At 44.8% G+C, this 13,876-nt stretch carries 18 protein-coding genes; all 18 read left to right on the top strand.

Features of this window, described 5'->3' with window-relative positions:
* Nucleotides 1-8: 8 nt before the first annotated feature.
* The 18 genes from FTV29_RS02560 to cmk all read left to right on the top strand — a co-directional run bounded on the left by FTV29_RS02560 (nt 9) and on the right by cmk (nt 13,774).
* On the top strand, nt 9-431 hold the full coding sequence (locus tag FTV29_RS02560) for a biopolymer transporter ExbD (protein ID WP_004278885.1): 423 nt from the start codon (nt 9-11) through the stop codon (nt 429-431).
* Nucleotides 431-2,158: a lipid A export permease/ATP-binding protein MsbA gene (gene msbA, locus FTV29_RS02555; RefSeq protein WP_180075019.1), complete on the top strand. Its 1,728-nt coding sequence runs from the start codon at nt 431-433 to the stop codon at nt 2,156-2,158. The genes FTV29_RS02560 and msbA overlap by 1 nt, the downstream gene beginning before the upstream one ends.
* A 3-nt stretch (nt 2,159-2,161) precedes the next feature.
* Nucleotides 2,162-3,166: a tetraacyldisaccharide 4'-kinase gene (gene lpxK, locus FTV29_RS02550; protein ID WP_180049101.1), complete on the top strand. Its 1,005-nt coding sequence runs from the start codon at nt 2,162-2,164 to the stop codon at nt 3,164-3,166.
* Between the two features lie 12 nt (nt 3,167-3,178).
* Entirely contained in the window at nt 3,179-3,940 is a 762-nt protein-coding gene (kdsB, locus tag FTV29_RS02545; RefSeq protein ID WP_180075018.1) for a 3-deoxy-manno-octulosonate cytidylyltransferase, read from the top strand.
* Nucleotides 3,941-3,954: 14 nt separating this feature from the next.
* The gene (locus FTV29_RS02540; protein WP_180049099.1) at nt 3,955-4,935 is read left to right on the top strand and encodes a DNA polymerase III subunit delta' C-terminal domain-containing protein; all 981 of its coding nucleotides are present in this window, start codon (nt 3,955-3,957) and stop codon (nt 4,933-4,935) included.
* Between the two features lie 15 nt (nt 4,936-4,950).
* Entirely contained in the window at nt 4,951-5,292 is a 342-nt protein-coding gene (locus tag FTV29_RS02535) for a PilZ domain-containing protein (protein ID WP_005170399.1), read from the top strand.
* A gap of 27 nt (nt 5,293-5,319) precedes the next feature.
* On the top strand, nt 5,320-6,093 hold the full coding sequence (locus FTV29_RS02530) for a TatD family hydrolase (protein ID WP_074383252.1): 774 nt from the start codon (nt 5,320-5,322) through the stop codon (nt 6,091-6,093).
* 40 nt (nt 6,094-6,133) lie between these two features.
* Entirely contained in the window at nt 6,134-6,748 is a 615-nt protein-coding gene (locus FTV29_RS02525) for a TetR/AcrR family transcriptional regulator (protein ID WP_004645466.1), read from the top strand.
* A 14-nt stretch (nt 6,749-6,762) separates the two neighbouring features.
* Nucleotides 6,763-7,314: a type II secretion system protein gene (locus FTV29_RS02520; RefSeq protein ID WP_100329620.1), complete on the top strand. Its 552-nt coding sequence runs from the start codon at nt 6,763-6,765 to the stop codon at nt 7,312-7,314.
* Between the two features lie 106 nt (nt 7,315-7,420).
* Complete coding sequence (gspI, locus tag FTV29_RS02515; RefSeq protein WP_252721253.1) at nt 7,421-7,822, top strand: type II secretion system minor pseudopilin GspI; 402 nt, start codon at nt 7,421-7,423, stop codon at nt 7,820-7,822.
* Nucleotides 7,819-8,454, top strand: coding sequence for a type II secretion system minor pseudopilin GspJ (gene gspJ / locus FTV29_RS02510; protein WP_005170411.1), 636 nt, complete (start codon nt 7,819-7,821; stop codon nt 8,452-8,454). The genes gspI and gspJ overlap by 4 nt, the downstream gene beginning before the upstream one ends.
* A gap of 12 nt (nt 8,455-8,466) precedes the next feature.
* Entirely contained in the window at nt 8,467-9,435 is a 969-nt protein-coding gene (gene gspK / locus FTV29_RS02505; RefSeq protein ID WP_180075017.1) for a type II secretion system minor pseudopilin GspK, read from the top strand.
* Nucleotides 9,436-9,588: 153 nt separating this feature from the next.
* Complete coding sequence (locus FTV29_RS02500) at nt 9,589-10,185, top strand: 6-carboxytetrahydropterin synthase (protein ID WP_005097321.1); 597 nt, start codon at nt 9,589-9,591, stop codon at nt 10,183-10,185.
* 46 nt (nt 10,186-10,231) lie between these two features.
* Nucleotides 10,232-10,945, top strand: coding sequence for a uracil-DNA glycosylase (gene ung, locus FTV29_RS02495; RefSeq protein WP_005170417.1), 714 nt, complete (start codon nt 10,232-10,234; stop codon nt 10,943-10,945).
* Nucleotides 10,942-12,063: an enoyl-CoA hydratase/isomerase family protein gene (locus FTV29_RS02490; RefSeq protein WP_100355370.1), complete on the top strand. Its 1,122-nt coding sequence runs from the start codon at nt 10,942-10,944 to the stop codon at nt 12,061-12,063. The genes ung and FTV29_RS02490 overlap by 4 nt, the downstream gene beginning before the upstream one ends.
* A gap of 7 nt (nt 12,064-12,070) precedes the next feature.
* Nucleotides 12,071-12,586 carry a tRNA adenosine(34) deaminase TadA gene (gene tadA / locus FTV29_RS02485; protein ID WP_100358124.1) on the top strand — a complete coding sequence of 172 codons (516 nt, stop codon included), beginning with the start codon at nt 12,071-12,073 and terminating at the stop codon, nt 12,584-12,586.
* Between the two features lie 55 nt (nt 12,587-12,641).
* Nucleotides 12,642-13,073, top strand: coding sequence for an SRPBCC family protein (locus FTV29_RS02480; protein ID WP_005097315.1), 432 nt, complete (start codon nt 12,642-12,644; stop codon nt 13,071-13,073).
* A 17-nt stretch (nt 13,074-13,090) separates the two neighbouring features.
* Nucleotides 13,091-13,774 carry a (d)CMP kinase gene (gene cmk, locus FTV29_RS02475; protein ID WP_005170422.1) on the top strand — a complete coding sequence of 228 codons (684 nt, stop codon included), beginning with the start codon at nt 13,091-13,093 and terminating at the stop codon, nt 13,772-13,774.
* Nucleotides 13,775-13,876: the final 102 nt, after the last annotated feature.

Raw genomic sequence — 13,876 nt, 5'->3', positions numbered from 1 at the left:
GGCGGATGATGAAATTCAAACGCAACCAGGTCGAAGATGTGCATATTAATCTGACCCCTATGATTGATTGTCTGCTGTTTATTCTGGTCTTTTTACTGTTATCGACAACATTTAGCCAAATGAGCCGTATGAACTTGACCTTACCAGATGCGCAGGGTGTTCCGCCTAAAAGTTATGATCAGAAAGTTGAAGTGATTGTGGATGCCAATGGTCATTATGCAGTCAATGGTCAATCCTTGGCCAGTAAAGAAGTCGCAGATTTAAATACTGCAATTAAACAGATTTCTAATGAACGCCGTGATTTAATGTTCGTCATTGCCGCTGACGCGAAAGCCAGCCATCAGGACGTGATTCGCGTTATGGATGTGGCCGGGCAGCTCGGCTTTGTCAATATTAATATCAGTACCAAAGTACCTACCCGAGGTTATTAGTGAAGCACGATTTTAAGGTCTATCTTCGCCTTTTAAGTTATTTAAAACCCTTTTGGGGCATCGGATTGCTTGTCCTGCTCGGTTTTTCTATTAATGCGGCTACAGAAGTCTCTGTGGCTAAATTACTGGAATATATCATTGAGGCCATTCAAGACAAAGACCAGAGTTTCACTTCACTTTTCCCATTTTTAGTGGTTGTCCTGATGTTCTTTCGTGGGCTGGGATTATTCATGGGGGGTTATTTTACTGCGGTGATTTCCCGTAATCTGGTGTTCAATATCCGTCAGGAAGTTTTTGCAAAACTGCTGCGTTTACCGTCTCAGTATTATCTGGACAATACCAGCGGGCATATTACTGCCAAGATCATGTATAACGTGGAACAGCTGACCGCTGCCTCAACAGAAGCGTTAAGAACCCTGTTGCAACAAGGTTTGATTACGATTGCACTATTAGGTTATCTGTTATATAGCAACTGGCGTCTGACCATGTGTATCCTGATTTTTGCACCCGTCATTGGCTATGTGATCAGTAAGGCAGCTAGACGGATGCGTAAATTGTCACAGCAAGTGCAAGATACCATGGGGGATGTCAACCATGTGGTTCAGGAAACGGTCAATGCCAACCTGATCGTCAAGGGTTTTGGCGGCCAAAGTTACGAGCAGGAACGCTTTAAGCAGAACTCGCTGGAAAACTTGCGTCGTGGCTTGAAAATGGTCGCTGTGCAGCAGTTGAACAGTCCTGTGGTTCAGCTGATCATGTCTATTTCACTCAGTATTGTCATGTTTATTGCCTTGCGTCCACAGATCCTTGGCGATACCTCTGCCGGTGAATTTGTGGCTTATATTACGGCTGCGGGCATGTTGGCAAGACCAATCAAGGCTTTAACCGATATCAATGAAAAAATTCAACGGGGTATGGCCGCAGCGCATTCGGTATTTGAATTGCTGGACATGCCCGAAGAAAAAAATACCGGGACTTTAAGCGATAGCTTAAAAGGTAATATTCAGTTTAAAGATGTCAACCTGTTTTATGATGATGGTCATCATGCCATTCGTGATTTTAATTTAGAGGTAAAAGCTGGTGAAACGGTTGCTCTGGTTGGGCGTTCCGGTGCCGGTAAAAGCTCACTGGTGAATTTGCTGGTACGTTATCAGGATACAACGTCAGGTCAGCTTCTACTGGATCAGAAACCGATTGAAGACTTTGAGCTGACTGCTTTGCGTACCCAGATTGCGATGGTGAATCAGCAAGTGGTGCTGTTTAATCGGACTGTGCGAGAAAATATTGCCTATGGTCAGCTCGAAGGTGCGACTGATGAAGACATTATTGCAGCAGCAAAAGCCGCTTATGCACATGATTTTATTATGGCTCTGCCAAAAGGTTATGATACCCAACTGGGTGCTCAAGGTTTAAATCTGTCTGGTGGTCAGCGTCAGCGCATCGCGATTGCACGTGCGATTTTGAAAAATGCCTCTATTCTGATTCTGGATGAAGCAACCAGTGCCCTGGATAATGAATCCGAATACTTTATTCAGCGTGCCTTTGATCAGGCCATGCAAGATCGTACAACCATTGTGATTGCACACCGTTTATCGACGATTGAAAATGCGGATCGTATTGTGGTCATGGATCAGGGGTGTATTGTCGAGCAAGGGACTCATGCAGAACTGATTGCATTGCATGGGGCTTATTATCAGCTGCATCAACGTAATTTTGAGGAACAATAAGTTATGGCATTGGCGCAAATCATTCAGGATGCTTGGAATGCACAGGCAAAGTGGCTGGTGGTGCTGCGTCCTTTGTCATGCTTGTATCGTTTAGGTTTTGTCAGCAATCGCTGGCTGTACCAGAAAGGGATCAAGACAAGCTATAGTGCTCCGGTTCCGGTCATGGTGATTGGCAATATCACTGTCGGTGGTAGTGGTAAAACCCCTTTGCTGATTCATCTGGTTGATTATTTAACTCAACAAGGTGTAAAAGTTGGGGTGATTAGCCGTGGTTATGGCGGCAAAGGTCCATTTCCGGCTTATGTGGATTTTAATACCTTGCCTGAGGTCGTCGGTGATGAGCCTGCCTTGATTGTACAGGCGACGGGCGTGCCGATGGCCGTAGGGCCAAACCGGCAAAAAAGTATTGAACTGTTACTGCAAAGACATCAGTTGGATCTGATTATTTGTGATGATGGTTTGCAGCACTGGGCTTTAAATCGTCAGATTGAATGGATTGTACTGGACAATAATCGCGGTCTGGGCAACCAAAAACTGCTTCCGGAAGGCTATCTGCGTGAACCGGTGACACGCTTGGAAACAGGAACGGTAATTGAACATTCGGCAAGTCCAAGTTCTGAGCTGTATATGCATCTGGCTGCATCACAGCCTTATCTACTCAATCAAGACAACAATAAAATCTTCGATTCTCAGTCGGCTTTTTATGCCGTGGTGGGAATCGGTTTTCCGCAACGCTTTTATCAGACCCTGAAAAATCTGGGCATAGAACAATTCCAGTGTCATGAATTTCCCGATCATCATGATTATGACATTGAGGATCTACAGTTTGATGATGCCAATCCGATCATTACCACGGAAAAAGACGCAGTCAAGATTATGGCATTACTGAAACAATATCCCGATTTTAAGCAGGATATCTGGGTGGTGCCAGTCGATGCAGTATTATCGCCAGCCTGCTATACGGTCTTGCAGCAACAGTTACAACAATACGGTATTCAAATTTCTTAAGGCTTATTCAGTATGAAACACATTGTTATTCCTGCACGTTTTGCCAGTTCACGTTTGCCGGGTAAACCCTTGCTGGACATTCATGGTCGTCCCATGATTCTGCGTGTGGTGGATCAAGCCAAAAAAGTACAAGGTTTTGATGATTTGTGTGTGGCGACCGATGATCAGCGTATTGCTGAGGTTTGTCGTGCCGAAGGTGTTGATGTGGTGATTACTTCGATGGATCATCCTTCTGGGACAGACCGCCTCAGTGAAGTAGCGCGGATCAAAGGCTGGGACAGTCACGATATTATTGTCAATGTGCAGGGTGATGAGCCTTTATTGCCGGCACAACTGGTGAAACAGGTGGCACAACTTCTAGAAGATCAACCGGATTCTTCGATGTCGACGCTATGTGAGCCGATTCATCAACTAGACGAATTTAAGCGTGACAGCATTGTTAAAGTGGTGATGTCCAAACATAATCAAGCTTTGTATTTTAGCCGTGCCACCATTCCTTATGACCGTGATGGCGCGAAACTGGCTGAAGCAAAACTGCATAATCAGGCCTATCGTCATTTAGGTTTATATGCTTACCGTGTAAAACTGCTTCAAGAATATGTCACTTGGGAGATGGGGGGTCTGGAAAAACTGGAATCCCTAGAGCAATTGCGGGTACTGGAAAATGGTCACCGTATTGCGATTGCCGTGGCTGAAGCCAATTTGCCACCGGGTGTGGATACTCAAGAAGATCTGGATCGATTGAATCAAATGGATCTTTCTCATTTTGCTTAAGAAGAGTTGAATACATGCCTTTTGATGTCAATGCACAGATTTATCCATGGCAGCAACAGGTTTGGGAAACGCTGACCGGACGTTTTCCCAAGCTTGGGCATGGTTTATTGTTTTATGGCAAAAAAGGCTGTGGCAAGGAGGCATTTAGCCAGCAGTTTCTGGCTTGGGTCTTGTGTCTGAATCGGCAGTCTTCTGGTGCATGTGGCGAATGTGGCAGTTGCCAATGGTTCAAGGCTGATACGCATCCCAATTATGTGCATATCAGCACCGACGAAGACAATAAAAAACAGAATGCCAAAATCAAGATTGAAAAGATTCGTGATCTGTTGCCTTTTGTGCAGCAGACCGTCGATGGCTGGCGAGTGATTGTAATTGAACCTGCGGAAGCCTTAAATATCTCCTCTGCCAATGCATTATTGAAAACGCTAGAAGAACCCGGTGACAATACGGTCATTATTTTGCTGGCAGATCATTATTTAAAATTGCCTGCAACGATACGGAGTCGCTTGCAGCATTTTGCCTTAGACCGGATTTCTGCAGAACAATTTAGTGATTATGTTCAGGCACAGTTGCCGGATGCAGGTTCTAGCCAGCAACAGTTATTGATGAACCTGTCCAATCAGATGCCCTTACAAGCACTCGAGGTTGCACAAAGTGCCTGGCTGCCACTGCGTCAGGAATTCCTGCAAGACTGGCAAAAACTGGTGATGCAAAAAAATATGCCGCTTGCAATTGCGACCAAATGGAACAAAAGCCTGAGCTTTGGTGAATTTGCTCCCATGTTTGAATACTTGTTGTCCGATTTAATTTGTGTCAAGCTCAATCAAACGGTGAAAAACATTGATCTTGAGTTTAATGTGCTTGCCGAACAATATTCATTAGCAGCACTTTTTAAAATTTATGAAGATTTTCAGCAAGCCAAGCAATATCTCGAGCAGAATGTTCAAAGCAATCTGGTTATTGATGAATTGTTTATCAAGCTGATGAATCTTTAATTAAGGGGAAATCACATGCAACCACGTATGGGCGGTATTATTCAGGCCAATATTCCTGATATTGAAACACTGTTTGCCAGCTATATGCCTTATGTATGGGGTGGTGGACTGTTTATTCCGTCCAAGCAGCCGGTCAAGCTGGGTGAAGAAGTTTTTGTATTGACCACTTTGCCTGAACAGACCCAGAAAATTCCTTTAACCGGTAAAGTGATCTGGGTCTCGCAAAAGCAGAATGGCATCAAGCCACAAGGCTTTGGCATCCAGTTAAGCGGTGAAAAGGGTGTTTATTTCAAAAATGAAGCAGATCGTCTGGTTGCAGGTCTTAAATCTGAAGGGCGTAAAAGTTACACTATGTAGTTCATTTAGCTGTGGTAGGAACGCATTGTGTTTGTAGATACCCATTGTCATTTAACGATGCTGGATTTAACGCCGTATAACGGTGATCTGGATCAGGCACTCGCACAGGCCCGTGAAGCGGGTGTATCCAGGTTCATGAGTATCTCGGTCGATCTGGATGATCATATCGCGCTGGCGAAAATTGCCGCGCGTCACCCGGATGTCGGTTATACCGTTGGGGTACATCCTTGCGAAGATGCTGCGACCATGGCGCGTGCCACGACCGAATATCTGGTCGAGCTGGCACAGCCTGAAAAAGTCTGGGCACTCGGTGAAACCGGTCTGGATTATTATCACAGTACAGATTTTGTCGAAGAACAAAAAGCCTGCTTTGCCCGTCATATCCATGCTTCGCAAATGACCAAGAAACCGGTGGTGGTACATACCCGTGCTGCCAAGCATGATACCGTGGATATTATCCGTGCGGAAAAATCCACGCATGGCATCTTGCATTGCTTTACTGAAGATTGGGAAACTGCCAAAGCGGTTTTAGACTGCGGTTATTATGTCTCATTTTCCGGGATTATCTCGTTTAAAAATGCCCAGGATCTGCGCGATGTGGCCAAACAGGTTCCGCTGGATCGTGTACTGATTGAAACCGATAGTCCTTATCTTGCGCCGATGCCATATCGTGGTAAATCTAACGAACCTAAATACGTTCCTTATGTAGCCAAAGCGCTTTGTGATGTATATGATAAGTCGCTAGAAGAAATGGCTTCTATCACAAAGCAGAACTTTGAAAATCTTCTAAATTTAAAGTAAATAAAGTTATATAAAGTACAAGAGAGTTTATAGGGTGAAGATGGATCGTCAGGCTCAGTTTCGAGCAAGAGAAACCTTGATTTTTCAAGTCGCAGAGCAGCTCCTGCTGGAAAATGGTGAAGCAGGAATGACGCTAGATGCGCTTGCTGCTGAACTTGATCTGGCCAAAGGGACACTCTATAAACATTTTCAGAGTAAAGATGAACTGTATATGTTGCTGATTATCCGTAATGAGCGCATGTTGCTGGAAATGATTCAGGATAGTGATAAAGCTTTTCCTGAACATCTGGCCTTCTTTATGTTGCACCATTTACATCATCCGGAACGTACGGTGCTGTTCCATCAGATTGAAGAACGTCTGTCGACGACTGGCGTGGGAATTCAGCATCTATTCAGTGAACTGTATCAGGTACGCAAACAGCGTTTACGCCTGATCATCCGCATGACGGAAAGTTATCTGGTTTCAATTCATAGCCGCATGTCGGTGCGTGACTATCTGGCGTCGATCTGGTCACTGACCCATGGCGCCGCTGCAATTCTCAATTCCAGTTTTTATCAGCGTTATCTGGGTTCACGCGATACCTTGCGCGTGGCCTATATCGATCAAGCACTGGCTTTGCCAAAGCAGGTGCATTCTGCCGAGCAGTTTGCCTAAGGTTAGAGCTTAGTATGATCAGATCATCTCACAGCGCAGTTCGTGGCTTTACCCTCATCGAATTGATGGTGGTGATTGTGATTATGGGAATCATGGCCTCACTGGTATTGCTGAATACCAGTGGTGTCGATCAGCGTAAGGCCATGCAGGCACGCGAGATTTTGTTATTAGACTTGCAGCGGGTCATGCGTGAGGCGAATGACCAGTCCAGAATACTGGCGCTTGATATGCAACCCGCGACCGATGTCTCGCCATTTCGTTATGGGATTGTAGAATATCGTTCAGCAGCGCAGACTGAACAGAACCTGCAAAATGAAAAATGGCAGAGTTATACAGAATTTAAATTACGTAAGCTGCCGGATCATGTGTCTTTTCGGATTCAGGGGCTAGAACAACAGCGTTATGCCCGTGCGCAAAATCGTGATCTGACGCAGGTGAATTCTCCGCAATTGATCTGGCTGGGGAATGGTGAGGTCAAGCCGGTACGGATTCAGTTCTTTTTAGAAGATCGTGAAGTCGGCTCTGCGATTGAGGTGGATCATCTGGGTAAAATCAATGAAATCTAGATCTTTCAAGCAAAGTGTGTGCTCCAGGCTGATCAAACCATTTAAATCGAGTGTTGATCGATTGCATTGTGGGCACTTCGAGCAGAGCTCTTGGTCTTGCGCAGCGGTGAAACAGCATTTCACTCATCGCAGCTCAGGCTTTACCTTGCTGGAAGTTATGGTTGCACTGGCAATTTTCGCCACCGCAGCCATGACGCTGACCAAAGTCGCGATGCAATATACCCAGTCAACCTCGAATGCCATTCTGCGCACCAAAGCACAGTTTGTTGCCCTGAACGAAGTGGCTCAAATGGAAATCAATCAGCAATGGATGGATGGTACGGCCTCCAAACAGCTGACCCAGCAAGGCGAAACCTGGCAAATTGACAAGCGCAGTGAACCGACGATCAGTCCCAATGTGCAGCGTATTGAACTACAGGTCAGTCTGGTCAATCAGGAGACTGGTCAAGTTGCATCCGGGATCAGCAGCTTGATGTTCTTTAATCATCGCATGAACAATACGCCATGAAGCCTAAAGGATTTACCCTGGTCGAATTATTGGTTGCCATTGCAATCTTTGCGGTACTGTCTGCTTTGGGCTGGAAAGTTTTTGATTATATTGTCAAAACCAAAGATCAAAATGCAGTACATGAACAGCGTCTAGGTCAGCTACAGGAAACCTATCAGCAAATTTTACGGGATACGGTACAGGCAGTCCCTTTAACGGCCAATATCAATAGTGATATTCAACCGGCTCTGGTTTTGCAAAATGGCCGTTTTAATTTTAGTAAAACTGGCGTGACTGATCCTCTGGAGGAGGGTATTTCGCCAGATGAACGCATTGAATATCAGTATCGGGCCGATGAACAAAAACTGTATCGACTGAAATATCGCAACCTGAATCAGACCGGTCGTGATCAACCTGAATCCAGTATTTTATTATCGGACGTTGAGCAATTTCAGGTTGTGGTGCTGAATCCAAATGAACTCACACAGTGGCCTGATTCTTCTATGGATTTAAATCAGCTAGAGCAGAAACAGCGCTTGCCCAAAGGCATTAAAATCAATTTAACCGTGAATGGCGTCAGCTATGAGTGGCTGTTTAGTTTATTAAATACGGACTTTTTGCTTGATAATCAGAATACAGGTCAACCCGGCTAAGAATCATAAAAAATGAAAATGAATAAACAGAGGCTGAAGCAGCAGCAGGGCATTGCACTGATTACCATTCTGGTGATGGTGGCATTGGCGACTATTCTGGCAGCCACGATTGCCCAGCGTCAGGCTGCAACTGCTGAAAGTACCGCCTATCTGATGCGGCAAAATCAGTCGCTGATGTATGCCAAAAGTGCCGAAGCCTTTTTTTCTGAATTACTGGTGGATGATGCTGAAAATGCCGCAGAGGTTGATCATCTACAGGAAACCTGGGCGCAGCCGATGCCGGCTTTTCCGGTCGATGACGGCTATGTTTCCGGAATCATCCAGGATGAATCGGGCAAGTTTAATTTAAATAGCCTGATCACTGCTGAAGATAGCGTCAATGAAAATGCCAAAGCATGGTTCGAGCTGATTTTAAAACGTGCAGGTTTGCCAGCGCAGCTCAGTGAAGCCGTAATTGACTGGCAGGATGAAAACGAGCTGGTGAGTGGAGGTATGGGTGCCGAATCTAATTATTATCAAGGCTTACCGAATGCCGCTTTACCGCCGAATGCAAAATTTCATAGCGTAGAGGAATTAAAGCTGGTACGTGGTTTTGAAGAAAATAAGTACAAACGGATAGCACCTTATCTGAGTGCTGCACCGATGCAGGAAAGTCCGGTCAATATTAATACAGCATCTGCTTTTCTTTTAGCCAGTATGGATGAAAAACTGGATGTGAATGCAGTACAACAATTGCTGGATCAGCGACAGGCCAATTTGGAACACTTTTCTAATGTGTCTGAGTTATGGTCACTCGAACCGTTTGCGCAAGTCGATGCTGCCAAGCGTAATCTGTTTAATCGCCTGCTCGGAGTGCAATCCAATTATTTTAAAGCTCAGATCGAAGTGGTCTTGAATGAACGCAAGCGCCAGTTCAGTAGTGATCTGGTTCGTCAGGACAAACAGGTATATGTGGCTTATCGCAGTATGGCACCCTTTTAGTCAGGGCTTATTCAGTTATACCGTCAGTCTAAATCTGAACAGCAGCTTGATCCCTTTTCCCTATCAGGCTGAACAGCAAAATTAATCCTCAAAGCTGTAGTTTTGCTTTATAATCAAAATCAATTCACCTATTTTTTGACGACATTACGGCATATGTTAATTCGTAAGTTATTTAAGTTTGAGAATGCTCATATTGTGCGTAACTGCACGTCAGATCGCTGTAAGCGTTCGATCCATGGCCATAGTTATAAAGTCGAGCTACTGTTAAAAGCCTCGAAATTAGATCATGGGCAGATGGTCTATGACTTTGGTCTGCTTAAAGGTGTGATTAAGGATTTCTTTGATTCTTTCGATCATGCGATCTGTTTCTGGCAAAATGACGACCCGGAATATATTCAGGCTTGCAAAACTTTCAGTGCGCGATGGGTGTCGTTACCGGTATCACCATCGGCAGAGCAGTTTTCACGTATCTTTTTCTTTCTGGCGCAACAAGTGCTGGCATCGACCGTGACTCAAAATGGCGAAGGTGATGTCGAAGTCTATTCTGTGATTATGCATGAAACCGATACCGGTTATGCACAAAGCTTTTTAGAAGATATTCAAAATGAACAGATGGGCATTCTGAGTCTGGATCAAATTGAGTTCTCTGAACAGGTGCAAGCTGAATGGACCGATCCGGACATGTTGAACAAGCTGAAACAGGGCACAGCATTTCATAACCCGACTGTAGATTTACAGGTACAGATTTAAAGTCTGCGTGACTTTAAATCCATTGACATAGATTTAGGATTGAAGAATGTCTTTAAATGAACAGCAACTGGCCAAACTGAATAAGGTTCAGTTGGATGAAAGCTGGAAATATGGATTGAGTGAGTTTTTACTCAGTGCGAAAATGGACGAATTAAAAGCTTTTCTGATTGAAGAAAAAAAAGCAGATAAAACAATTTATCCTCCCAATCATCTGATTTTTAATGCCTTGAATACCACGCCGCTCGATCGGGTTAAAGTGGTCATTTTAGGGCAAGATCCTTATCATGGCCCGAATCAGGCGCATGGATTAAGCTTTTCGGTGCAAAAAGGGGTTGCATTGCCGCCATCTTTGCGTAATATTTTTCACGAGTTACATGCGGATGTCGGAGTTGAACGACCAAAGCATGGTGACTTGACGCATTGGGCAGAGCAGGGTGTGCTTCTGTTAAATGCAGTACTGACTGTAGAGGCAGGTCAGCCGACCTCGCATCAAAAGCGCGGTTGGGAAGAATTCACTGATCACGTCATTGATGTTTTAAATGAGCAGCGTGAACATATTGTCTTTATTCTTTGGGGCGCATACGCACAGCGTAAAGGACAGCGCATCAATCAGGACAAGCATCTCGTGTTAAAGGCCGCACATCCATCGCCTTTGGCCGCAAACCGTGGTGGTTTTTTTGGTTGTAAAGTATTTTCAAAATCGAATAACTATCTCAAACAACATGGCATTGAGCCTATAGATTGGCAGCTGGACGCATGACATATTCTCCCCTTACTAAAACTTATCATCCGGATTTGATCGTTGAAGAAGCGCATAATGGCTGGCGTATCGTTCGTTTAAATCGTCCAAAGTCTTTGCATGCTCTGGATGAATCGATTGCTTCTGCACTTTTGGAAGTATTTCAGGATTTTCATACGGATGACAGCGTAAAAGCGATCTGGTTAGATTCAACCACACCGAAAGCATTCTGTGCCGGCGGCGATGTGCGTAAATTACGTCAACTGGTCATTAACGATGAAGTGGCGGCTGCCAATAAGTTTTTTGAACAGGAATATGCGCTGGATCTGTTATTGCATAATTATGCCAAACCGGTTTTGGTCTGGGGTGAAGGTTATGTGATGGGTGGGGGCCTTGGTCTGTTTATGGCGGCACCTTTCCGTTTAGTGACGCCGTATTCGCGTTTGGCGATGCCTGAAATCAATATCGGTTTATATCCCGATGTGGGAGCAACCCGTTTCCTGGCCGATCGGGGCGCGATTGGTTTATTTACCGGCTTGACCGGTTCAATCATGACCGCTGCAGGTGCTTATGGGATTGGCTGGGCAACACATATTTGTGATGCACAGCGTGATTCAGTTTTAGATAAAGTGATTAATATTGACTGGGATCATTATCCTGCCGGTGACTTCCGTGCCATTGATGACACTTTAAATAGTATGCATCGTCCGGTAGGGCCAGGACCACTGCAAAACTCTCTGGATGTGATTCATAGTGTTTGTCGTGGTGTCAACTTCGAGCATGATTATGAATCGATTATCGGTCTGAGTGATGCGCGCAGTGACTGGTTGCGTCAAGCCAGTGAAAATCTGCAAAAAGGTTCACCAACTACAGCTGCATTGACCTGGTTGCTCTGGCAATGGGGTAAACAGGTACATTCCTGGAATGAAATTTTTGAACTGGAAACCCAGATTTCTGACTGGAAAATCCGTCATCATGATTTCGTTGAGGGGGTACGCGCGCGTCTGGTGGATAAAGACCTTTCTCCTGCATGGAAAAAGGGTGCAGATATGAGCTTAAAAGGTATTTTGTCTGCAAACCCTCCGGTGACCAATATTGAAAGCTGGAATGCCTTGTTAAAACAGTATGGTGTGATTTAAGTCTTACATGTCCGAAACACAATTGAGTCATGAATACTGGATGCAGCTTGCCTATGCGCAGGCTGCACTTGCTGCCGCACAGGGCGAAATTCCGGTGGGTGCGATTATTGTTAGTCAGAATCAGATCATTGGTCAGGGCTTTAATGCGCCGATTTCCTTAAATGATCCGACCGCGCATGCCGAGATTGTGGCGCTGCGTGATGCCTGTCAAAATATCCAGAATTATCGACTACCTGACGATGCAGTGCTGTATGTAACCCTTGAGCCGTGCACCATGTGTGTTGGTGCTTTGGTACATTCACGGGTTTCACGGGTAGTATTTGGCGCATTTGAAGCGAAAGCGGGTTCACTGGTCAGTGCACGTCAATTATTTGAAACGGGCTATTATAATCATGTATTTTCCTTTGAAGCAGGCTGCATGCAGCAGCAATGCTCCGAACAGCTTAGTGCATTTTTCAAGTTGCGTCGTGAGCAGAAGCGGCAACTCAGGTTACAAGAAAAATTATTAAATACGCAGAAATAAATCTACTTTATCGCTAAAATTCCTTAGTTTCGAATCTATAATTTCAGGAAAAATAATGCATAGCATTCAAGTAAAAAAAGAATTTCCGGCATCGATTGATGAAGTCTTTGATTTAATGTCTAAGCATGCCACCTATAATATTGCCTTTGCGCCGATGCAGGTTGAACGAATCAAGGATTCTGCAGATGCTGAACATCCGGATGGACTAGGTTCGGTGCGTGCTATGGGGGTGGGGCCGCTCAAGCCGCTGAAAGAACAGATTACATTGTTTGAGCCGAATGCTCGTATTGAATATCAGATTATTAAAAATCCATTGATCAAGCATCATCTGGGGATTATCGAATTTGAAGCGCTGGCCGATGATAAAACCCTGGTCACCTATACGATTGAATTACAGGCGCGTGCGCCTTTTGTGAGTAAATTAATTCTTGCACAGTTACAGGCAGCGATTAAACTAGGCCTGACGAAACTCGCAAAATCTGTTTAAACAACAACGGGAAAGCAATGACAGTTCAAATTATTACCATTGATGGTCCAAGTGGGTCTGGCAAAGGCACGTTGGCAGCAAAACTGGCTGCACATTATCAGTTTCACTTATTGGATTCTGGCGCGCTCTACCGACTTTTGGGTTTGTCATTGCATCACCATGATTTACTGGATTTAATGGATATTAAGTTGCCAGAATGCGTACAAATCGCAACAAATCTGGATATCCAGTTTGTCAGTAGCGAAACCGGGGTGCAGGTGTACTTGGATGGCGAAGATGTTTCCCAGACCATTCGAACTGAACGCGTCGGAGAATTTGCTTCAAAAGTTGCTGCAATTCCTGAGCTTAGAATGGCAATGGTTTCACGTCAACATGCTTTTGCACAGGCACCTGGTCTGGTGGCAGATGGCCGCGATATGGCCACAAGTATCTTCCCGCAAGCTCAGGCTAAAATATATTTGACTGCATCGGCTGAATCGCGCGCGCAAAGACGTGTAAAGCAGTTGCAGGGTATGGGGCTGGATGTTAAAATAAACGATATTTTAGCTAATATCATCGCGCGTGATAAACGAGATATGGAACGCACTGTCGCTCCACTCAAGCCTGCCGACGATGCTTACATTATCGATAGTTCAAATTTGAACATTGATGAGGTATTCCAGTTGATGACCACTTATGTGGACCAGCAGTTAGCCAATTAACCTGATTTTATCAGCAAACGCATAGCTTGATCAGTTTTATATGGACTATGTAGATGCTTAATTAAACCGGCCTTGTCTGATCCAAGACCGCTGACTTTATCG

This window comes from Acinetobacter sp. YH12254 (assembly GCF_013417415.1).
Taxonomy (GTDB): domain Bacteria; phylum Pseudomonadota; class Gammaproteobacteria; order Pseudomonadales; family Moraxellaceae; genus Acinetobacter; species Acinetobacter pseudolwoffii.
This window is presented reverse-complemented; position numbering and strand designations above follow the sequence as displayed.

Excerpts from the sequence above, each read along its gene's own strand:
- FTV29_RS02525 (WP_004645466.1), top strand. The coding sequence starts at position 6,134 with ATGGATCGTCAGGCTCAGTTTCGAGCAAGAGAAACCTTGATTTTTCAA.
- cmk (WP_005170422.1), top strand. The coding sequence starts at position 13,091 with ATGACAGTTCAAATTATTACCATTGATGGTCCAAGTGGGTCTGGCAAA.
- FTV29_RS02520 (WP_100329620.1), top strand. The coding sequence starts at position 6,763 with ATGATCAGATCATCTCACAGCGCAGTTCGTGGCTTTACCCTCATCGAA.
- FTV29_RS02500 (WP_005097321.1), top strand. The coding sequence starts at position 9,589 with ATGTTAATTCGTAAGTTATTTAAGTTTGAGAATGCTCATATTGTGCGT.
- FTV29_RS02560 (WP_004278885.1), top strand. The coding sequence starts at position 9 with ATGAAATTCAAACGCAACCAGGTCGAAGATGTGCATATTAATCTGACC.
- FTV29_RS02490 (WP_100355370.1), top strand. The coding sequence starts at position 10,942 with ATGACATATTCTCCCCTTACTAAAACTTATCATCCGGATTTGATCGTT.
- gspJ (WP_005170411.1), top strand. The coding sequence starts at position 7,819 with ATGAAGCCTAAAGGATTTACCCTGGTCGAATTATTGGTTGCCATTGCA.
- FTV29_RS02535 (WP_005170399.1), top strand. The coding sequence starts at position 4,951 with ATGCAACCACGTATGGGCGGTATTATTCAGGCCAATATTCCTGATATT.
- lpxK (WP_180049101.1), top strand. The coding sequence starts at position 2,162 with ATGGCATTGGCGCAAATCATTCAGGATGCTTGGAATGCACAGGCAAAG.
- ung (WP_005170417.1), top strand. The coding sequence starts at position 10,232 with ATGTCTTTAAATGAACAGCAACTGGCCAAACTGAATAAGGTTCAGTTG.
- gspK (WP_180075017.1), top strand. The coding sequence starts at position 8,467 with ATGAAAATGAATAAACAGAGGCTGAAGCAGCAGCAGGGCATTGCACTG.
- tadA (WP_100358124.1), top strand. The coding sequence starts at position 12,071 with ATGTCCGAAACACAATTGAGTCATGAATACTGGATGCAGCTTGCCTAT.
- FTV29_RS02480 (WP_005097315.1), top strand. The coding sequence starts at position 12,642 with ATGCATAGCATTCAAGTAAAAAAAGAATTTCCGGCATCGATTGATGAA.
- kdsB (WP_180075018.1), top strand. The coding sequence starts at position 3,179 with ATGAAACACATTGTTATTCCTGCACGTTTTGCCAGTTCACGTTTGCCG.
- FTV29_RS02540 (WP_180049099.1), top strand. The coding sequence starts at position 3,955 with ATGCCTTTTGATGTCAATGCACAGATTTATCCATGGCAGCAACAGGTT.